Genomic DNA, 16,425 nt, shown 5'->3' with positions numbered 1-16,425 from the left:
TCGAACAGAACACCATGGATATCCAAGGCGAAAAAATTCTCCAGGCCGATCGCGCGAGCGTCTGGCGCGCGCTCAACGACCCCCAGGTGCTGCAGCGGTGCCTGGCCGGCTGCGACACCTTCGAGCCCGATGGCGAGAACCGCTACCGCGTGGCGATGGCCGCCACTGTGGGCCCGGTGCGCGCGCGCTTCGCGGGCAAGCTGGCGCTGCGCGACGTGAACCCACCGACGTCCTACGCGCTGAGCTTCGAGGGCTCGGGCGGCGTGGCCGGCTTCGGCAAGGGCGAGGCATCGGTGGTGCTGGACGACATGGCCGAGGGCACGCGGCTGCGCTACACGGCGCAGGCCCAGGTGGGCGGGCGCCTGGCACAGGTGGGCGCGCGGCTCATCGATGGCGTGACCCGGCGCATGGCGGACGACTTCTTCACGCGCTTCGTGCGGGAGCTGGGGCGGGGTGACGAGGCCCCGGTGGCCGACACGGGTGCTGCGGTCGCCGCCACCAGTCCGACGGCTGGGGCAATGGCTTCGACGCCCCGCGCCGCGCCGGCGGCGGGCGTCGAGGCGCCAGCGGCTACGCGGACCCCAGCCACGGCGATCGCCGTCGTCGCGGCCGCGGTGTCGGCCACAGCGGCTTCGGTGGCGGTGCTGGCGGCGGTGTTGGCGATGCGGGCGGGCTGACGCCCTCCCGGCGTTTGTCATCCAAGCCCCGGTAGGCGTGAGCCACCGGGGCTTGTCGCATGGGCCATTTCCCATGCGCCGGTTCGACGGGATCTCAAGGCCCAGCCGCTCCTGGGCCTGGACTTGCGTCAGCTTCGCGCGTCCGCCTCGATCATGTCCGCGGCCTTCTCCCCGATCATGATGGCCGTGGCATTGGTGTTGCCCGAGATGATCTTCGGCATGATGGACGCGTCCACCACGCGCAAGCCCTGGAGACCGTGCACGCGCAGGCGCGCGTCGACCACGGCGCGCTCGCCGGTGCCCATGGCGCAGGTGCCCACGGGGTGGAAGATGGTGCCGGCCATCTTGCGGATGCCGTCGAGCAGCTCGGCCTCGTCCTGGATCTCTCGGCCCGGCAGAAACTCCTCGGGCGCATAGCGCTGCATGGCGGGCGCGTTGCACACCTCGCGCAACATGCGCAGGCCCTTCACCACGGTGCGGCAATCAGCCTCGGTGTCGAGGAAGTTCAGGTGGATCGCCGGCGCGGCCAGCGGGTCGGGGCTCTTGAGCGTGACGCTGCCCCGGCTTTCGGGGTGCAGCATGCACACGCCCGCCGTGAAACCCGGGAAGGCGTGTGGCGGATCGCCGAGCTTGTCGTAGGTGATGGGGTAGCAGACGAACTGCAGGTCCGGCGTGGGCTGCGAGGGATCGCTGCGCACGAAGGCGTTCACCAGCGCGGGCGGAATGGTCAGGGGGCCGCGGCGGCGCAGCGCGTAGTCGATGCCCATCCACATCTTTCCCCACAGGCTGTTGGCCTGCTGGTTGAGCGTGACGGTGTCCTTCACGCGCAGCATGGTGCGCGCGGCGATGTGGTCCTGCAGGTTGGCGCCCACGCCGGGCAGGTGGCGCACGCTGGCAATGCCCAGGCGCTGCAAAGCGGCGCCGTCGCCCACGCCCGAGAGCTGCAGCACCTGGGCCGAGCCGATGGTGCCGCCCGACAGGATCACCTCACGCGCCGCCTCGATGCGCCACTCGCGGCCGCCGCGCCGCACCACCAGGCCGCTGGCGCGTGTGCCGTCGAAGCTCACGCGGGTCACCTGCGTTTTCGTCAAGACCTCGAGGTTGGGACGGCTTCGCGCCGGCTTGAGGAAAGCGCGCGCGGTGCTCATGCGCACCCCGTTCTTCTGCGTGACCTCGAAGTAGCCCACGCCTTCGTTGTCGCCCGAGTTGAAGTCCTCGCTGCGCGGAATGCCGCACTGCACGGCCGCGTCGCAAAACGCGTCGAGAACGTCCCAGTGGGCGCGCAGGCCCTCGACGCGCAACTCGCCACCCGCGCCGTGCGTGTCGCTTGACCCGCGGTGGTAGTCCTCGGACTTCTTGAAGTACGGCAGCACCTCGGCCCAGGACCATCCCTGGTTGCCCATGGCGGACCAGCCGTCGAAATCCGCGGCCTGGCCCCGGATGTAGACCATGGCGTTGATGGACGAAGAGCCGCCGAGCACGCGGCCGCGCGGGTACTTGATGCCACGGCCGCCCAGATTCGCGTCGGGCTCGGCCACGTAACACCAGTCGGTGCGCGGGTTGTTGATGGTGTAGAAATAGCCGATCGGCACGTGAATCCACGGGTACCAGTCGGTCTCGCCGGCTTCCACCAGGCACACGCGCACCGAAGGGTCGGCGCTCAGGCGGTTGGCCAACACGCAGCCGGCCGAGCCGGCCCCGACGATCACGTAGTCGAAACGGCCAAGAGATTCCTGCGTCATCGTGCGCTTCAGCCCAGCTTGAACGGGTCGCGCAGCGCGCCGCTGAGCTCCACCCACACGGTCTTGGTCTCGAGGAATTCGTTCATGCCTTCGTGGCCGTTCTCGCGGCCGACGCCGCTGTGCTTGAAGCCGCCGAAGGGCGCGAAAGGCGCGGTGACGCGGTAGGCGTTGATCCACACGCTGCCCGCGCGCAGTTGTCCCGCCACACGGTGCGCGCGCTGAACGTTCTGCGTCCAGATGCCAGCGGCCAGGCCGTAGCGGGTGTCGTTGGCGATCTTCACGGCCTCTTCCTCGGTGTCGAAGGGAATGACCGCGAGCACGGGGCCGAACACCTCTTCGCGCGCGATGTCCATCCGGTTGTGCACCTGGGTGAGCACGGTGGGCTGCACGAAGAAGCCGCCCTGCGGCGCCTGTCGGCCACCATAGGCCAGCGTGGCGCCTTCGGCCTCGGCCGACCTCACCATCGACAGGATCTTCTGGAATTGCTGGCCGGTGGCGGCCGGGCCCATTTCGCTGGCCATGTCCAGCGGGTCGCCGAGCTTGATGGCGCTCACGCGCGCCACCAGGTGCTTGACCACTTCGTCGTGGATGGCGCGGTGCACGATGAGGCGCGAGCCGGCCATGCAGGTCTGGCCGGTGGCCGCGTACACACCCGAGATCACGCCGTTGACGGCCGCCTCGATGTCGCAGTCGTCGAACACCACCTGCGGCGACTTGCCCCCGAGTTCGAGGGAGACGCGCGTGAAGTTCTCGGCGCCCGCGCGTGCGATGGCCTTGCCCACGCCGTCGGAGCCGGTGAAGCTGATCTTGTCGATGTCGGGGCTGGAGACCAGCCAGCGGCCCGCGTCGGCCCCGCCGGTGACGACGTTGAACACGCCGGGCGGAAAGCCCGCCTCTTCCACCAGCTCGGCGAAGCGCAAGGTGGACACCGGCGTGTGCTCGGACGGCTTGACGACGAAGGTGCACCCCGCCGCCAGCCCGGGCGCGAGCTTGAACATCAGCAGCAGGCAGGGCGAGTTCCAGGGCGTGATGGCCGCGACCACGCCGATGGGCTCCTTGCGCGTGAAAGCGATGAAATTGGGGCGGTCGCTGGGCAGCACCTCGCCCTGGCTCTGCGTGGCCTGGCCGGCAAAGTAGTACATCCACTCGGGCAGGTACTTCCACTGACCCAGCATTTCGCGCAGCAGCTTGCCGTTGTCCATGGACTCGATGCGCGCCATGCGCTCGGCGTCGCGCGCGATCAGGTCACCCAGTTTGCGCATCAGCGCGGCGCGCTGCTGCGGCGTGGTCTGACGCCAGGGGCCGTTGTCGAAGGCCTCGCGCGCGGCAGCGACGGCCGCCTTCACGTCGGCCTCGCTGGCGTCGGGTACCGTGGCCCAGACTTTCTGCGTGTAGGGATTGAGGCTGTCCAGCGTCTGGCCGCTGGTGCCAGCGACCCACTGGCCGCCGATGTACATCTGCAGGCGTTCGGTGGCGTCGGCGGCGGGGCTGTTGGTTCGGGTGTCCATTGGTGTTCGAGGAAGTGGCTACGGGGAGAAGAGACCGACCCGCAGTCTAGGAGGCGCGGCGCCTGGGTGCGAGCGATGCTTTTTCATCGCCGCATGAGGGACTCTCATTGCGCGGGCGCGGGCGCGCCGTCGCGCGCGACGGCGATGAGCTGGATCTCCACCAGGCAACCGTGGTGCAGCTCGGGCACCGGCACCACGGCACGCGCGGGGCGGTGATCGCCCAGCACCCTGGCGTACACGGCATTGAACGCGGGCCAGTGCGCCACCCCCACCACATAGGCGGTGCACTGGACCACGTCGGTCCAGCCACAACCGGCGGCGCGCAGCACCCGCGCGCAACGGTCCAGCGCGTCGAGCGCCTGGGCCTCGAAACCTTCGGTGTCGGGCGAGGGCAGCACGCCCGAGACGAAGACGAAGCCATTGGCCACCACGGCCTGGGCGTAGTGGCCCGCGGGCGCAGGCAGATCAGGCGCCTGGAGGAAGCGCATTCACTTCCAGAGCGCGCACTTGGACTCGGCCTTGGTGTTGAAGGCGTCCTCGCCTTTCACCGTGGCCACCAGGTTGTAGTAATCCCATGGGTACTTGGACTCGGACGGCTTCTTCACCTGCATCAGGTAGTAGTCGTGCACCATGCGGCCATCGGGGCGGATGTAGCCGTCCTTGGCGAAGAAGTCGTTGATCTTCGCGCTCTTGAGCCGCGCCATCACCTTGTCGGCGTTGTCCGTGCCCACGGCCTTCACGGCGTTCAGGTAGGTCATGGTGGCCGAGTAGGCCCCGGCCTGCAGCACGGTGGGCATGCGCTTGGTCTTCTCGAAGTAGCGGCGCGACCACTTGCGGGAGTCTTCGTTGAGGTCCCAGTACCAGGCCTCGGACAGGTACATGCCCTGCGTGGCTTGCAGGCCCATGGTGTGGGTGTCGGAGAGAAACTGCATCATGGCCGTCATGCGCATCTTGCGGTTGACGCCGAATTCGGCGGCGGCTTTCACCGAGTTGTGCAGATCGCTGCCGGCATTGGCCAGCCCCAGCACCTGCGACTGGGACGCCTGGGCCTGCATGAGGAACGACGAAAAGTCCGACGCCGACACCGGGTGGCGCACCGAACCCTTGACCTGACCGCCAGCGGCCTTGATGACCTCGGTGGTGTCCTTCTCCAGCGAATGGCCGAAGGCGTAGTCGGCCACCAGGAAGTACCACGACTTGCCGCCCGCCTCGGTCACGGCCCGTCCGGCCACCCGGGCCTGGGCGATGGTGTCCAGCGCGTAGTTGATGGTGTAGGGCGTGCACTCCTCGTTGGTCAGGCGCGCGGTGCCGGCGCCCACCGAGATGTAGACCGTCTTCTTCTCGGCCGAGACCTTGGACATGGCCAGGCCCACGGCGGAGTTCACGCCGCCCAGCAGCAGGTCGACCTGGTTCACGTCGATCCACTCGCGCGCCTTGGTGGAGGCGATGTCGGGCTTGTTCTGGTGGTCTACGAACATCAGCTCGATCTTCTTGCCGCCGACCTGGCCACCGAAGTCTGCGATGGCCATGCGCACGGCCTCGACGCCGCCCGCGCCGTCGATGTCGGAGAAGAGGCCGGACATGTCGGTGGCGAAGCCGATCTTGACGGTGTCCTGGGTGTACTGGGCCTGGGCGGGCGCGGCGGCGGCCAGGCACAGGGCCGCGCCGAGGGACAAGGCGGACTTGGCGCCGGGAAAGGTTTGCATGGTCATCTCCTGCTGCTCGTTCGTGAATGGGTCCCGTGTCCGCCCCTGCGGGTGGGGGTGCTGCATCGGGTGCGGCGCAGAGTAGCGTCGGGGTATGGGCGGCGCGAGCGATAGTTTTTCATCCGGCCATGAGGGGCCCTCATTCGCGGCGCCGTCACCCGGTTTCATCTCATGGCCCCATGAATGGCTTTCAGTGGTGGCCATCGGCGGCCTTGCCTAAGCTCCCCCCATGCGCACGCCCAGCCCGATCACGCTCGACAACCCTTTCCTCGAGCACATCGGCGTGCGCCTGGCCGAATGGCACGAGGGCTACAGCGAGTTCCATCTGCCCGTGCGGGCTGAACTGCTCAACCGCCAGGGCGTTCTGCAGGGCGGCGTACTGTCCACGCTGCTGGACGTGGCCTGCGGCTACGCGGGCCTGTACAGCCCGCCCATGCACGAGCCCACGCACGGCCACACGGTCTCGCTCACGGTCAACTTCATCAACAAGGCGTCGAGCGGCCTGGTGGTCACCAAGGGCTTCCTGGTGCAGCGCACGCGCACGCTGTTCTTCGCGCGCGCCGAGGCCTGGCACGAAGGCACGCTGCTGCTGGCCAGCGCGCAGGGCAGCTTCAAGCTCACGGGCCGCTCGCGATGAACCCCCGCCGTCTCCCCGCCGCGCACGCGGCGCAGCCGGTAACATCGCGTCGCTGGCTTATTCAGGAATGCAGGGGTTGGACGAAAGCGCCGCTGGACGGCGCGCCGCAGAGTTCCCATACGGCGCACGACGCCGGGGCGCAGCAGCCGAGAACCCACGCATGAGACCCTTTATCCCTTCGCTGCAAAGCCTGCTGGCCTTCGAATCGGCCGCGCGCCACCTGAGCTTCACGCGCGCTGCGCAGGAGCTATCGGTCACCCAGACCGCCATCAGCCACCAGATCAAGGCCCTGGAAGAGCGCCTGGAGATCAAGCTGTTCACGCGCAAGCGCAACACGCTGGCGCTCACGCCCGCCGCCTCCGAGTACCTGCGCTCGGTGAGCGAGGCGATCAGCATGCTGGCCATCGCCAGCGACAACACGCGCAAGAAGGTCGTCAACACGGTGCTGGTGATCGCCTGTCTGCCGGCCTATGCGGTGCACTGCCTGATTCCGCGCCTGCCGGACTTCCAGCGCCAGCACCCGGACATCACGGTGCACCTGTCCACCAGCGCCAACTTCGACGAGTTCGACAACAACACGCACGACGTGGCCATCCGCTATGGCTCGGGCCGCTGGAGCGGCATGCGCACCGACCTGCTGCACGGCGAGGAGTTCTTCCCGGTGTGCTCGCCCCGGTTGCTGGACACGATCGGCACCGAGGGCAGCGAGGCCGAGCGTCTGGCGCGCTTCGTGCGCATCCGCACCTACTTCTATTCGCTCTACCAGGACGACTGGCCAGCCTGGCTGGACGCGGCCGGCCACAGCCACGTGCGCTTCGCGGGCGAGTCGGTGTTCCAGCTGCAGTTCACTTCGCAGGCGGCCGCCGTGGAAGGCATGGGCCTGGCCATCGGCCGCACGCCGCTGATCGACCGCGAACTCGCGCGCGGCACGCTGGTGGCGCCCTTCGGCACGCGCGTGGCCTCCAGCTCCAGCTACTTCCTCACCTCGACAACGGCCAAGGCCAAGCTGCGCCGCGTGGAACTCTTCCGTGAATGGGCCCTGGCCAACCTGAGCCTGCCGCCACCGCCGCCCGCGCAGGCCACGGCCGGCTGAGCCCGGCGCCCGCGCATGGAGCCACGCCACGCAGCGTCCGACTGGCTGTCGCCCGCGCAATGGCTCGAGCGCCACGCGGCGCGCGACCCGCTGCGCGCCGCGGTGGTCGACGTCGATCGCGACCAGCGCATCCGCTACGGTGAACTGGCGGCCGTGGTGGACAGCGTGGCCCTGCAACTGCGCGAACGCGGTGTGGGCCACGGCAGCCGGGTGGTGCTGATCATCGACGGCGGCATCGAAACCGTGGTGATGTGGCTCGCCCTGTGGCGCCTGGCCGCTGTGGTGTGCCCCTTCGACATTTCCCAGATCGGCGCCACCGCGACACAAGTCGCCTTCAACACCCTGAAGCCGGCGCTGCTGCTGCACGGCCAGCGCCTGGGCGAGGCCGACATCCCCGCCGGCATGGGCCCGCACCTGCGCTTCGGCCAATGGCCACCGGCGCCCGGCGAACTGGCGGCGATCCGCCTGGAAGCCGCGGCGCACGCACCGCATCAGCGGGCCGCGCTGCACTGGGCCGGGCCGCGCGCGCAGGATCTGGCCGCGGCCTGCTGCACCTCGGGCAGCACCGGGCGCATGAAGATCGTGTTGCACGACCACGCCTCGTACGCGCTCAACGGCCTGGCCAGCACCCACCTTCTCGATCTGCGCCAGAGCGACCACTTGCTCGACTACCGCTCCTTCAGCTGGTATTCGCCGCAGATCCTGAGCCTCATGCCCTTCCTGCAACTGGGGTTCACCTTGCACCTCGCGCGCCAGTTCTCGGCCTCGCGCTTCCCCGAGTGGATCGCCCGCCACGGCATCACCGTGGCGGCGGGCGTGCCCACGGTGCTCAACATCCTGCTGGGCCACCCGCTGGAGCGCCTGCGCGCCAGCTCGGCCAGCCTGCGCGTGATGTCTTCGAGCTCGGCGCCGCTGGCCGCGAGTACCTGGGCGCGCTTCGAACGCGAGACGGGCATTTCCATCATCAACCTCTATGGCTCGTCCGAAGGAGGCTGGATCTGCGGCAACCGGCTGGTGGACCGGCGCATCGGTTCGGTGGGCCGGCCGGTGCCGGGCATGGACGTGCACATCCTGGACACACAAGGCGCGCCCTGCGCGGATGGCGAGCCCGGCGAGGTGGTGATCGAGGGCGCCAAGCTCGCGCTGGGCACCTTGCAGCCCGATGGCACGCTGCGTCCCATCCGCGGCCAGGCGTTCCGCACGCGCGACCTCGCGGTGCGCGAGGCCGACGGCGTGGTGCGCCTGCTGGGCCGCATGGACGACCTGGTGATTCGCGGCGGCGTGAAGGTGTCACCCGGCGAGATCGAGGATGCGCTGCTGGCCCACCCCGGCGTGGCCGAGGCCGCCGCCGTGGGCGTGCCCGATGCGATCTACGGCCAGGAGGTGGTGGCCTTCGTGGTGGCGCGCGAGGACGCGGTGCTCGATTCGCCGGCCCTGCAGGCCCATGCGGCGGAACAGCTGCCGCGCGCGAAGCGGCCCCTGGCGGTGTGCATCATCGACGCGCTGCCGCGCAACGCGCGCGGCAAACTGCGGCCCGACGCGCTCCAGGCGCTCTGGCGGGAGATGGTGGGCTAGCCGGGGCGGCGGGCGCGGGCGCGCCCGCCGCCCACCGCGCCCGGTTATGCCGTTTGCGATAGGGTACGGGGCCCGGCCGACGCCGGCCGGCCCCCGTCGACGTACACCACCGCTGCCATGACCACCACCGCCTACCCCAGCACCCAACTCCTCATCGCCAACCAGTGGGTCGACGCCGCCAGCGGCAAGACCATCGACGTACGCAACCCGGCCACGGGCCAGATCATCGGCACGGTGGCGCACGCCGGCATCGAGGACCTGGAGCGCGCGCTGGCGGCCGCGCAGAAGGGCTTCGAGACCTGGCGCGACACGTCGGTCTACGAACGCGCGGCCCTGATGCGCCGCGCCACCGCGCTGCTGCGCGAACGCGCCAGCGACATCGCGCGCGTGCTCACGCAGGAGCAGGGCAAGCCGCTGGCCGAGGCCCGGGGCGAGGTCCTCGCCGGCGCGGACATCCTCGACTGGTTCGCCGACGAGGGCCGCCGCGTCTACGGGCGCCTGGTGCCGGGCCGCAACACGGCCGCGCAGCAGATGGTCATCAAGGAGCCCGTGGGCCCGGTGGCGGCCTTCACGCCCTGGAACTTCCCGGTCAACCAGATCGTGCGCAAGATGGGCGCGGCCCTGGCCACGGGCTGCTCCTTCCTGTGCAAGGCGCCCGAGGAAACCCCCGCGTCGCCAGCCGCGCTGCTGCGCTGTTTCGTCGACGCCGGCCTGCCGCCTGGGGTGGTGGGTCTGGTGTTCGGCGACCCGGCCGAGATCTCCGGTCACCTGATCCCGCACCCCGTGATCCGCAAGGTCACCTTCACCGGCTCCACCGCGGTGGGCAAGCAGCTCGCGGCCCTGGCCGGGCGGCACATGAAGCGCGTGACCATGGAACTGGGCGGCCACGCGCCGGTGATCGTGGCCGAGGACGCCGACGTGGCGCTGGCCGTAAAGGCCGCGGGCGCGGCCAAGTTCCGCAATGCGGGCCAGGTCTGCATCTCGCCCACGCGCTTCCTGGTGCACAGCAGCCTGGTGGAGGACTTCTCGCGCGCGCTCACGCAGCACGCGCAGGGCCTCAAGCTGGGCGATGGCCTGGCCGAGGGCACCACGCTGGGGCCGCTGGCCAATGCGCGCCGCGTGACGGCCATGGCCCAGGTGGTGAAGGACGCGGCCGAGCATGGCGCCGAGGTCCTCACGGGCGGCGAGCGCGTGGGCGAGGCCGGCAACTTCTTCGCGCCCACCATCATCCGCTCGGTGCCGCTGAAGGCCGACCTCTTCAACAACGAACCCTTCGGCCCGATCGCGGGCATCCGCGCCTTCGACCGGCTGGAGGAGGCGATCGCCGAAGCCAACCGCCTGCCGTATGGACTGGCGGCCTACGCCTTCACGCGCTCTTACAAGAACGTGCAGCTGCTGGCCAACCGAGTGGAAGCGGGCATGGTGTGGATCAACCAGCCGGCCACGCCCTCGGCCGAGCTGCCCTTCGGCGGCATCAAGGACTCGGGCTACGGCACCGAGGGCGGTCCCGAGGCGATGGAGGCCTACCTCAACACCAAGGCGGTGTCGGTGGTGGGGATCTGAACGGCGTCTGGCGGGGGCGGGCCTTCAGCTCACCACCGCCAGGATCACGTCCGAGGCCTTGATCAGCGCCGTGGCCTCGGCGCCCGGCGCCAGGCCCAACTCGGCCACGGCGGCCTGCGGCACCACGGCCACCACCTCCAGGCCGCCGTCGCAGCGCAGCAGCACCTCGGCGTTCACCGCCCCGGGCGTCACCGACAGCACGCGGCCGGGGAAGCGGTTGCGCGCCGACACGCGCGCGCCGGCCAGGTCCACCGCCAGCAGCACGGCCGAGGACTTCACCAGGGCGATCACCGCCATCTGCGGGCGCAGCGCCAGCGATTCGGTGCTGCCGCGCGTGACGATGGCCGACAGGCGCAGGCCGCCGGGCAGGCTCAGTTCGATGTCGTCGTTCACCGCGCCGGCCCGCACGGCCGCGACGGTGCCCAACCACTGGTTGCGCGCGCTGGTCTTCATATTCAGTACCTTCAGCAGCGAGAACTCCTGGTCCAGATCCATGGCGTCCTGTTCGATCAGGCGCAGGAAGCGCTGGTGCACCGTGTGCACCAGCTCGTAGCGGTCGATGAGGCGTTGGCCGAAGTCGGTGAGCCGCGTGGCGCCGCCGCCCTTGCCGCCGATCACGCGCTCCACCACCGGCGCGCTGGCGCGCTGATTCATGGTGTCGATGGCGTCCCACGCGGCCTTGTAGCTCATGCCGAAGGCCTTGGCCGCCCGCGTGATGGAGCCGTGCTCGGCCACGGCGCGCAGCAGTTCGATGCGGCCATGGCCGGCCAGGCTGGCGCCACCGGACGACAACCAGAGCGCGCCGTGCACCTCCAGCGGGTTTTTGCTTCTGCGCTTGATTTTCGTCGTCGCCATCGGGGCCGCTCCTGCTGCCATCTCGCTGGCGGCGAGGATATCAGCCGCCCTTCAGGGCGTCGGCACACGCCACCACGCGACCGGCGTCCAGGCAGACCACGTCTTCGGCGAGGTGGCGCACGTCCTGCTCGTCGTGGGTGATCAGCAGCAGCGGCAGCTTCAATTCCGTCTGCAGGTCCTTGAGCTCGTCGCGCAGGCGCTGCCGCAGGGCCTTGTCCAGGGCGGCGAAGGGCTCGTCCAGCAGCAGCGCCGCGGGCCGCGACACCAAGGCGCGCGCCAGTGCCGTGCGCTGGCGCTGGCCGCCCGAGATCTGGTGCGGGTGGTGGCCAGCGACGGCGTTCAGGCCGAAGCTGGCGAGCCAGCGGTCAACGTCGGCGTTCGCTTCGTCCTTGGCCGGGTTGCGCAGGCCCCGCCGCGCCGCGAAGGCCACGTTCTGCCGCACCGTGAGGTGCGGGAACAGGGCGTAGTCCTGGAACATGTAGGCCAGGCGGCGCTGCTGCGCGCTGCTGCGCACGCCGCGCTCGCTGTCGAACAGCACGCGGCCGGCGATGGCGATGCGGCCCGCCTCGGGCGCCAGGATGCCCGCGACCATCTTGAGCGTCAGCGTCTTGCCCGCGCCCGAGGGGCCAAACAGCACCACGCGCGGCGCGGGCGAGCGGAACGCCAGGTCCAGCTCGAAGCGCGCGTGGCCTTGCCGCAGGGTCTTGCGCAGGGTGATGTCCCAGGTCAAGGCCGGCCCCTCATCGCGACGCCACGCGGCCCGGCACCAACTGGCCGGCGAGCAGCAGCACCGCCACGCACACGGCCGAGGCGACGAGCACCAGGACATTGGCCGTGCCGTCCTGCCCCGCCTGCACCGCCTCGTAGACGGCGATGGAGAGCGTCTGCGTCTTGCCAACGATGCTGCCCGCCACCATGAGCGTGGCGCCGAACTCGCCCAGCGCGCGCGCAAAGGCCAGCAGCAGGCCGGCGAGGATGCCGCGCCAGGCCAGCGGCAGCGTCACGCGAAAGAAGATCGGCCATTCGCCGAGGCCCAGGGTGCGCGCGGCGTCCTCGAGCTGCGGGTCCACCGTTTCGAAGGCGGCGCGCGCGGCCTTGAACACCAGCGGGAAGGCCACGATGGTGGCGGCGATGATGGCCGCCTCCACCGTGAAGATGAGCCGGACGCCGAAGTGCTGCAGCAGCCAGGCGCCGATCACGCCCTGGCTGCCGATGACCACCAGCAGGTAGTAGCCCAGCACGGTGGGCGGCATCACCAGGGGCAGGGTGAGCGCGGCGTCCAGCACGTCGCGGCCGGGGAAACGAAGGCGCGCCAGCGCGTAGCCCACCGCCGTGCCCAGGAACAGGTTGAGCGCGGTGGCCCAACCCGCCACCTTCAAGGTGAGCAGCAGGGGGGTCCAGGCCTCGGCCACGGCAGGTACCGACGCGCGGGTTCAGGGTCTGCCGAAGCCGTACCTGGACAGCACCGCCTGGGCCGGCGGCGTGAACAGGAAGTCGACGAACTTCTCGCCCATGGCGGCGTTCGGCCCCGCGGGCAACGGGGCCACGGGGTAGAGGATGGCCTTGGGCGTGGGCACGGTCAGCGCCACCTTGACCTTGTCGGCCATCAGCGCGGCGTCGGTGGCGTACACAAAGCCCGCGTCGACCTCGCCGCGCTGCACGTAGTCCAGCGCCTGGCGCACGTTGGTGGCGCCCACCATCTTGGACTCGATGGCGCCCCACAGGCCGGCCCCTTCGAGCACGTCCCTGGTGTAGCGGCCCACGGGCACGCTGGCGGGCAGGCCGATGGCGATGCGGGCGTATTCCGGCCGAGTGAGATCGGCCACCGACCGGGGCCGCAGGGCGCTGGCCTGGGGCACGATGACCACCAGGCTGTTGGAGACGAAGTCGCGGCGCTGCGTGGGCTTGATGAGGTTCTGGGCCTGCGCCCGGTCCATGGTTTCCTGGTCGGCGCTGGCGAACACGTCGACCGGCGCGCCTTTGGCGATCTGCTGCAGCAGCACGCCGGAGGCCGCGAAGTTCAGTTGCACCTTGGTGCCGGCGTGGGCGGCCTCGAACAGCGGCGCGATGTCCTTGAAGGCGTTCGTCAGGCTGGCGGCGGCCGAGACGGTGAGGTCGGCGGCTTGCGCGGCGAGGGACAGGCCGGCGGTGAGGACGACGGCCAGGGTGTGGGTCAGGCGGTGGTGCATGCGGAAGCCTCGGTCACGATCGCTATATATGACTGAATATAGCGTATAGCCAGGCATGGCCACCGGCCCTCCGCTGAGGTTTCTGAAGCCGCGGGGAATCCGGCGCTTGCCTGGCGCTGTCGCGCAGCCCGCGCTCAGGCGCTCGCCGTCACCCGCTCCAGCAGGCGCATGACCATCGCGGCCACCGCGTCGGGCCGCTCGATCTGCACCAGATGCCGCGCAGCGGGGATCACCGTCAGGCGCGCCTCCCGGATGCCGCGCTGCAGCGCCTGCGACATGGCCACCGGCGTGGCGAAGTCCTCTTCGCCCACGATGATGGACGTGGGCACCCGGATGCGCGGCAACAGGTGGCGACCGTCGAAGCGTCCCAGCATTTCCGACAGCGCGGCGAACGCGGTCACGTCGTTGCCCAGGAAGGTGCGCACGCAGCGCTCGACCACGTCGGGCCGGCTGACCCGAAATGCGTCGCTGAACCAGCGGGTTTCCTGGAAGGGGATCATGGCCGCCAGGCCTTCCTCGCGGGCGCGGCGCGCGCGGGCGTTCCAGTTCAGGCCCGCGTCGGGGCCGTACCAGGCGGTGCTGTCCACCAGGCCCAAGGCTTGCACGCGCTCGGCGTGGTGGGCCACGAAGTCCAGCGATACGCAGCCGCCGAGCGAGGCGCCGACGAGCACGGTGCGCGCCCAGCCCACGTGGTCGAGCACGTCGCGCAAGTCGCGCGCCAGGCGCTCGGTGCCGTAAGGCGGCGGGGGTTTGTCGGAGCGGCCGTGGCCGCGCATGTCCAGGCAGAGCAGGCTGGCCAGACCGGCCAGGCGCTCGCTCACCGGGCCCCACAGCGCGTGGTCCATGCCCAGGGAATGCAGGAAGGCGATGCGCGGCAGGCCGGGGGCGGCCTCGCGCAGGCTGAAGGCGATGCGCGTGCCGTCGTCGGCGCGGGCGTGCTGCAGCGCCGGCATCCGCACGCGTTCCGGCGCCGAGCCGGCCCTGGCCGGGTGGGCCCCCTCGGGAGGCAGTGGGCCGCGGGGCGGTGGCGCCTGGGCGCTCATGACTTCCAGCCCATGATGCCCTTTCGGAACAACAGCACCGAGAAGATGAACAGCACGCCCATGGCGGTGGTGACCGACTCGCCCAGCGCGGTAAAGCCGCTCCAGCCGCTCAGGTGGGTGAGCGCCTGGCCCAGCTGACCGAGCTTGCCCTCGAGCAGCAGGATGGCGCTGGCGCCCACGAGCGGGCCGGTGAGCGTGCCCACCCCACCGATCATCGTCATGAGGATGACCTGGCCCGAGGCCAGCCAGTGCACGTCGGTCAGCGACGCGAAGCCGAGCACCAGGGTCTTGAGCGAACCGGCCAGGCCCGCGAGCGCCGCCGACAGCACGAAGGCCATGAGCTTCACGCGGTCGGCGTCGTAGCCCAGCGACGTGGCGCGCGGCTCGTTCTCGCGCACGCCCTTGAGCACCTGGCCGAAAGGCGAGGCGATGGCGCGCGCGATGAGCAGGAAGGCGCCGGTCGCGATGGCCACCGTCAGGTAGTACATGTTCAGATCGTCTCGCAAGTCGATGAAGCCGAACAGCACGCCGCGCGGCACGCCCTGCAGGCCGTCCTCGCCGCCCGTGGCCGGGATCTGCACCGCCACGAAGTACACCAGCTGCGCGAGCGCGAGCGTGATCATCGAGAAGTAGATGCCCTGGCGGCGGATGGCCAGCACGCCGAACACCCAGCCCAGCAGCGCGCCGGCCGCGGTGCCCGCGAGCAGACCCAGCTCGGGCGGCAGGCCCCAGGCCTTCATGGCGAGGCCAGCCACGTAGGCCGAGCCGCCGAAGAACGCTGCGTGGCCGAAGGACAGCAGGCCCGCGTAGCCCAGCAGCAGGTTAAAGGCCGAGGCGAACAGCGCGAAGCACAGCAGCTTCATGAGGAAGATGGGATACGCCCCGAGGAATGGGGCCGCAAACAGGCCCGCGAGCAGCAGGCCATAGCCGATGGTGGGCAGGCGCTTCATGTCAACGCTCCTTTCCGAACAGGCCGGCGGGACGCAGCAACAGCACGATCGCCATCACCACGAAGACCACGGTGGCCGATGCCTCGGGGTACACGACCTTGGTGAGGCCCTCGAGCACGCCCAGGCCGAGCCCGGTGAGGATGGCACCCATGATCGACCCCATGCCGCCGATCACCACCACCGCGAAAACCACGATGATCAGGTTCTGCCCCATGAGGGGCGAGACCTGCATCACTGGCGCCGCGAGCACGCCCGCGAAGGCCGCCAGGCCCACGCCGAACGCGTAGGTGAGCATCACCATCAGGGGCACGTTGATGCCGAAGGCCTCGACGAGCTTGGGGTTCTCGGTGCCGGCGCGCAGGTAGGCGCCCAGGCGCGTGCGCTCGATGAGGTACCAGGTGGCGAAGCACACCGTGAGCGAGGCCACCACCACCCAGATGCGGTAGTTGGGCAAAAACATGAAACCCAGCTGCGTGGCGCCTTGCAGGGCTTCGGGCGCGTTGTAGGGCAGGCCCGAGGCACCGAAGATGGCACGCAGCACGCCCTCCAGTACCAGGGTGATGCCCAGCGTGAGCAACATGCCGTACAGGTGGTCGAGCCGGTAGATCCAGCGCAGCAAGGTGCGCTCGATGGCGATGCCGAAGGCCCCCACCAGCAGCGGCGCCAGCAGCAGCATGGCCCAGTAGTTGATGCCGAAGTGGTTGAGGCCGATCCAGGTGAGCACCGCGCCCAGCATGAACAGCGCGCCGTGCGCGAAGTTGATGACGTGCAGCAGACCGAAGATGACCGCCAGGCCCAGGCTGAGGATGGCGTAGAAGGAGCCGTTGACCAGGCCCAGCAGCAACTGGCTGAGCAGGACGGGCAGGGGGATGTCGAGTAGTGGCATG

General features: G+C 70.1%; 16 protein-coding genes. 5 read left to right on the top strand and 11 right to left on the bottom strand.

The features are described 5' to 3' along the window. The first annotated feature begins 14 nt into the window (after positions 1–14). The gene (locus BHU06_RS13085; RefSeq protein ID WP_070399638.1) at positions 15–677 is read left to right on the top strand and encodes a carbon monoxide dehydrogenase subunit G; all 663 of its coding nucleotides are present in this window, start codon (positions 15–17) and stop codon (positions 675–677) included. Positions 678–805: 128 nt separating this feature from the next. On the opposite strand, the gene BHU06_RS13080 is transcribed toward BHU06_RS13085, so the two are convergent. The 4 genes from BHU06_RS13080 to BHU06_RS13065 form a co-directional block, all read right to left on the bottom strand. Next, a complete protein-coding gene (locus tag BHU06_RS13080) occupies positions 806–2,419 on the bottom strand; it encodes a GMC family oxidoreductase (protein WP_070399637.1) in 1,614 nt (537 codons plus the stop codon). Positions 2,420–2,427: 8 nt separating this feature from the next. Then, positions 2,428–3,927, bottom strand: a complete 1,500-nt coding sequence (locus tag BHU06_RS13075; protein ID WP_070399636.1) for an aldehyde dehydrogenase — start codon at positions 3,925–3,927, stop codon at positions 2,428–2,430. Positions 3,928–4,031: 104 nt separating this feature from the next. Beyond that, positions 4,032–4,415 (bottom strand): RidA family protein, encoded by a 384-nt coding sequence (locus BHU06_RS13070; protein ID WP_070399635.1) that lies wholly within the window; start codon positions 4,413–4,415, stop codon positions 4,032–4,034. Continuing rightward, a complete protein-coding gene (locus tag BHU06_RS13065) occupies positions 4,416–5,633 on the bottom strand; it encodes an ABC transporter substrate-binding protein (protein ID WP_070399848.1) in 1,218 nt (405 codons plus the stop codon). A 229-nt stretch (positions 5,634–5,862) separates the two neighbouring features. On the opposite strand from BHU06_RS13065, the gene BHU06_RS13060 reads away from it, so the two are divergent. The 4 genes from BHU06_RS13060 (at position 5,863) to BHU06_RS13045 (ending at position 10,501) form a co-directional block, all read left to right on the top strand. Continuing rightward, a complete protein-coding gene (locus BHU06_RS13060) occupies positions 5,863–6,270 on the top strand; it encodes a PaaI family thioesterase (protein ID WP_070399634.1) in 408 nt (135 codons plus the stop codon). 160 nt (positions 6,271–6,430) lie between these two features. After that, on the top strand, positions 6,431–7,363 hold the full coding sequence (locus BHU06_RS13055; protein ID WP_070399633.1) for a LysR substrate-binding domain-containing protein: 933 nt from the start codon (positions 6,431–6,433) through the stop codon (positions 7,361–7,363). 15 nt (positions 7,364–7,378) lie between these two features. After that, positions 7,379–8,938 (top strand): class I adenylate-forming enzyme family protein, encoded by a 1,560-nt coding sequence (locus tag BHU06_RS13050; protein ID WP_070399632.1) that lies wholly within the window; start codon positions 7,379–7,381, stop codon positions 8,936–8,938. A 117-nt stretch (positions 8,939–9,055) separates the two neighbouring features. Beyond that, a complete protein-coding gene (locus BHU06_RS13045; RefSeq protein WP_070399631.1) occupies positions 9,056–10,501 on the top strand; it encodes an NAD-dependent succinate-semialdehyde dehydrogenase in 1,446 nt (481 codons plus the stop codon). Between the two features lie 24 nt (positions 10,502–10,525). Here the strand turns inward: BHU06_RS13045 and BHU06_RS13040 are convergent, their stop codons facing one another. The 7 genes from BHU06_RS13040 to BHU06_RS13010 form a co-directional block, all read right to left on the bottom strand. Further along, positions 10,526–11,356 (bottom strand): TOBE domain-containing protein, encoded by an 831-nt coding sequence (locus BHU06_RS13040; protein WP_070399630.1) that lies wholly within the window; start codon positions 11,354–11,356, stop codon positions 10,526–10,528. Between the two features lie 40 nt (positions 11,357–11,396). Beyond that, complete coding sequence (locus BHU06_RS13035; RefSeq protein ID WP_070399629.1) at positions 11,397–12,086, bottom strand: ATP-binding cassette domain-containing protein; 690 nt, start codon at positions 12,084–12,086, stop codon at positions 11,397–11,399. 10 nt (positions 12,087–12,096) lie between these two features. Further along, on the bottom strand, positions 12,097–12,768 hold the full coding sequence (modB, locus tag BHU06_RS13030; RefSeq protein ID WP_070399628.1) for a molybdate ABC transporter permease subunit: 672 nt from the start codon (positions 12,766–12,768) through the stop codon (positions 12,097–12,099). Positions 12,769–12,789: 21 nt separating this feature from the next. Then, positions 12,790–13,545: a molybdate ABC transporter substrate-binding protein gene (modA, locus tag BHU06_RS13025; RefSeq protein ID WP_070399627.1), complete on the bottom strand. Its 756-nt coding sequence runs from the start codon at positions 13,543–13,545 to the stop codon at positions 12,790–12,792. Between the two features lie 134 nt (positions 13,546–13,679). After that, positions 13,680–14,498, bottom strand: a complete 819-nt coding sequence (locus tag BHU06_RS13020; protein ID WP_070399626.1) for an alpha/beta fold hydrolase — start codon at positions 14,496–14,498, stop codon at positions 13,680–13,682. Between the two features lie 86 nt (positions 14,499–14,584). After that, positions 14,585–15,538 (bottom strand): branched-chain amino acid ABC transporter permease, encoded by a 954-nt coding sequence (locus tag BHU06_RS13015; protein WP_070399625.1) that lies wholly within the window; start codon positions 15,536–15,538, stop codon positions 14,585–14,587. A gap of 1 nt (position 15,539) precedes the next feature. Next, the gene (locus BHU06_RS13010) at positions 15,540–16,424 is read right to left on the bottom strand and encodes a branched-chain amino acid ABC transporter permease (protein ID WP_070399847.1); all 885 of its coding nucleotides are present in this window, start codon (positions 16,422–16,424) and stop codon (positions 15,540–15,542) included. Position 16,425 lies beyond the last annotated feature (1 nt).

The sequence above is a fragment of the Hydrogenophaga sp. PML113 genome (assembly GCF_001777155.1).
In the GTDB taxonomy this organism is placed as follows: domain Bacteria; phylum Pseudomonadota; class Gammaproteobacteria; order Burkholderiales; family Burkholderiaceae_C; genus Hydrogenophaga; species Hydrogenophaga borbori.
The sequence above is the reverse complement of the archived record's forward strand: the minus strand, read 5'-3'. Positions and strand labels throughout refer to the sequence as shown.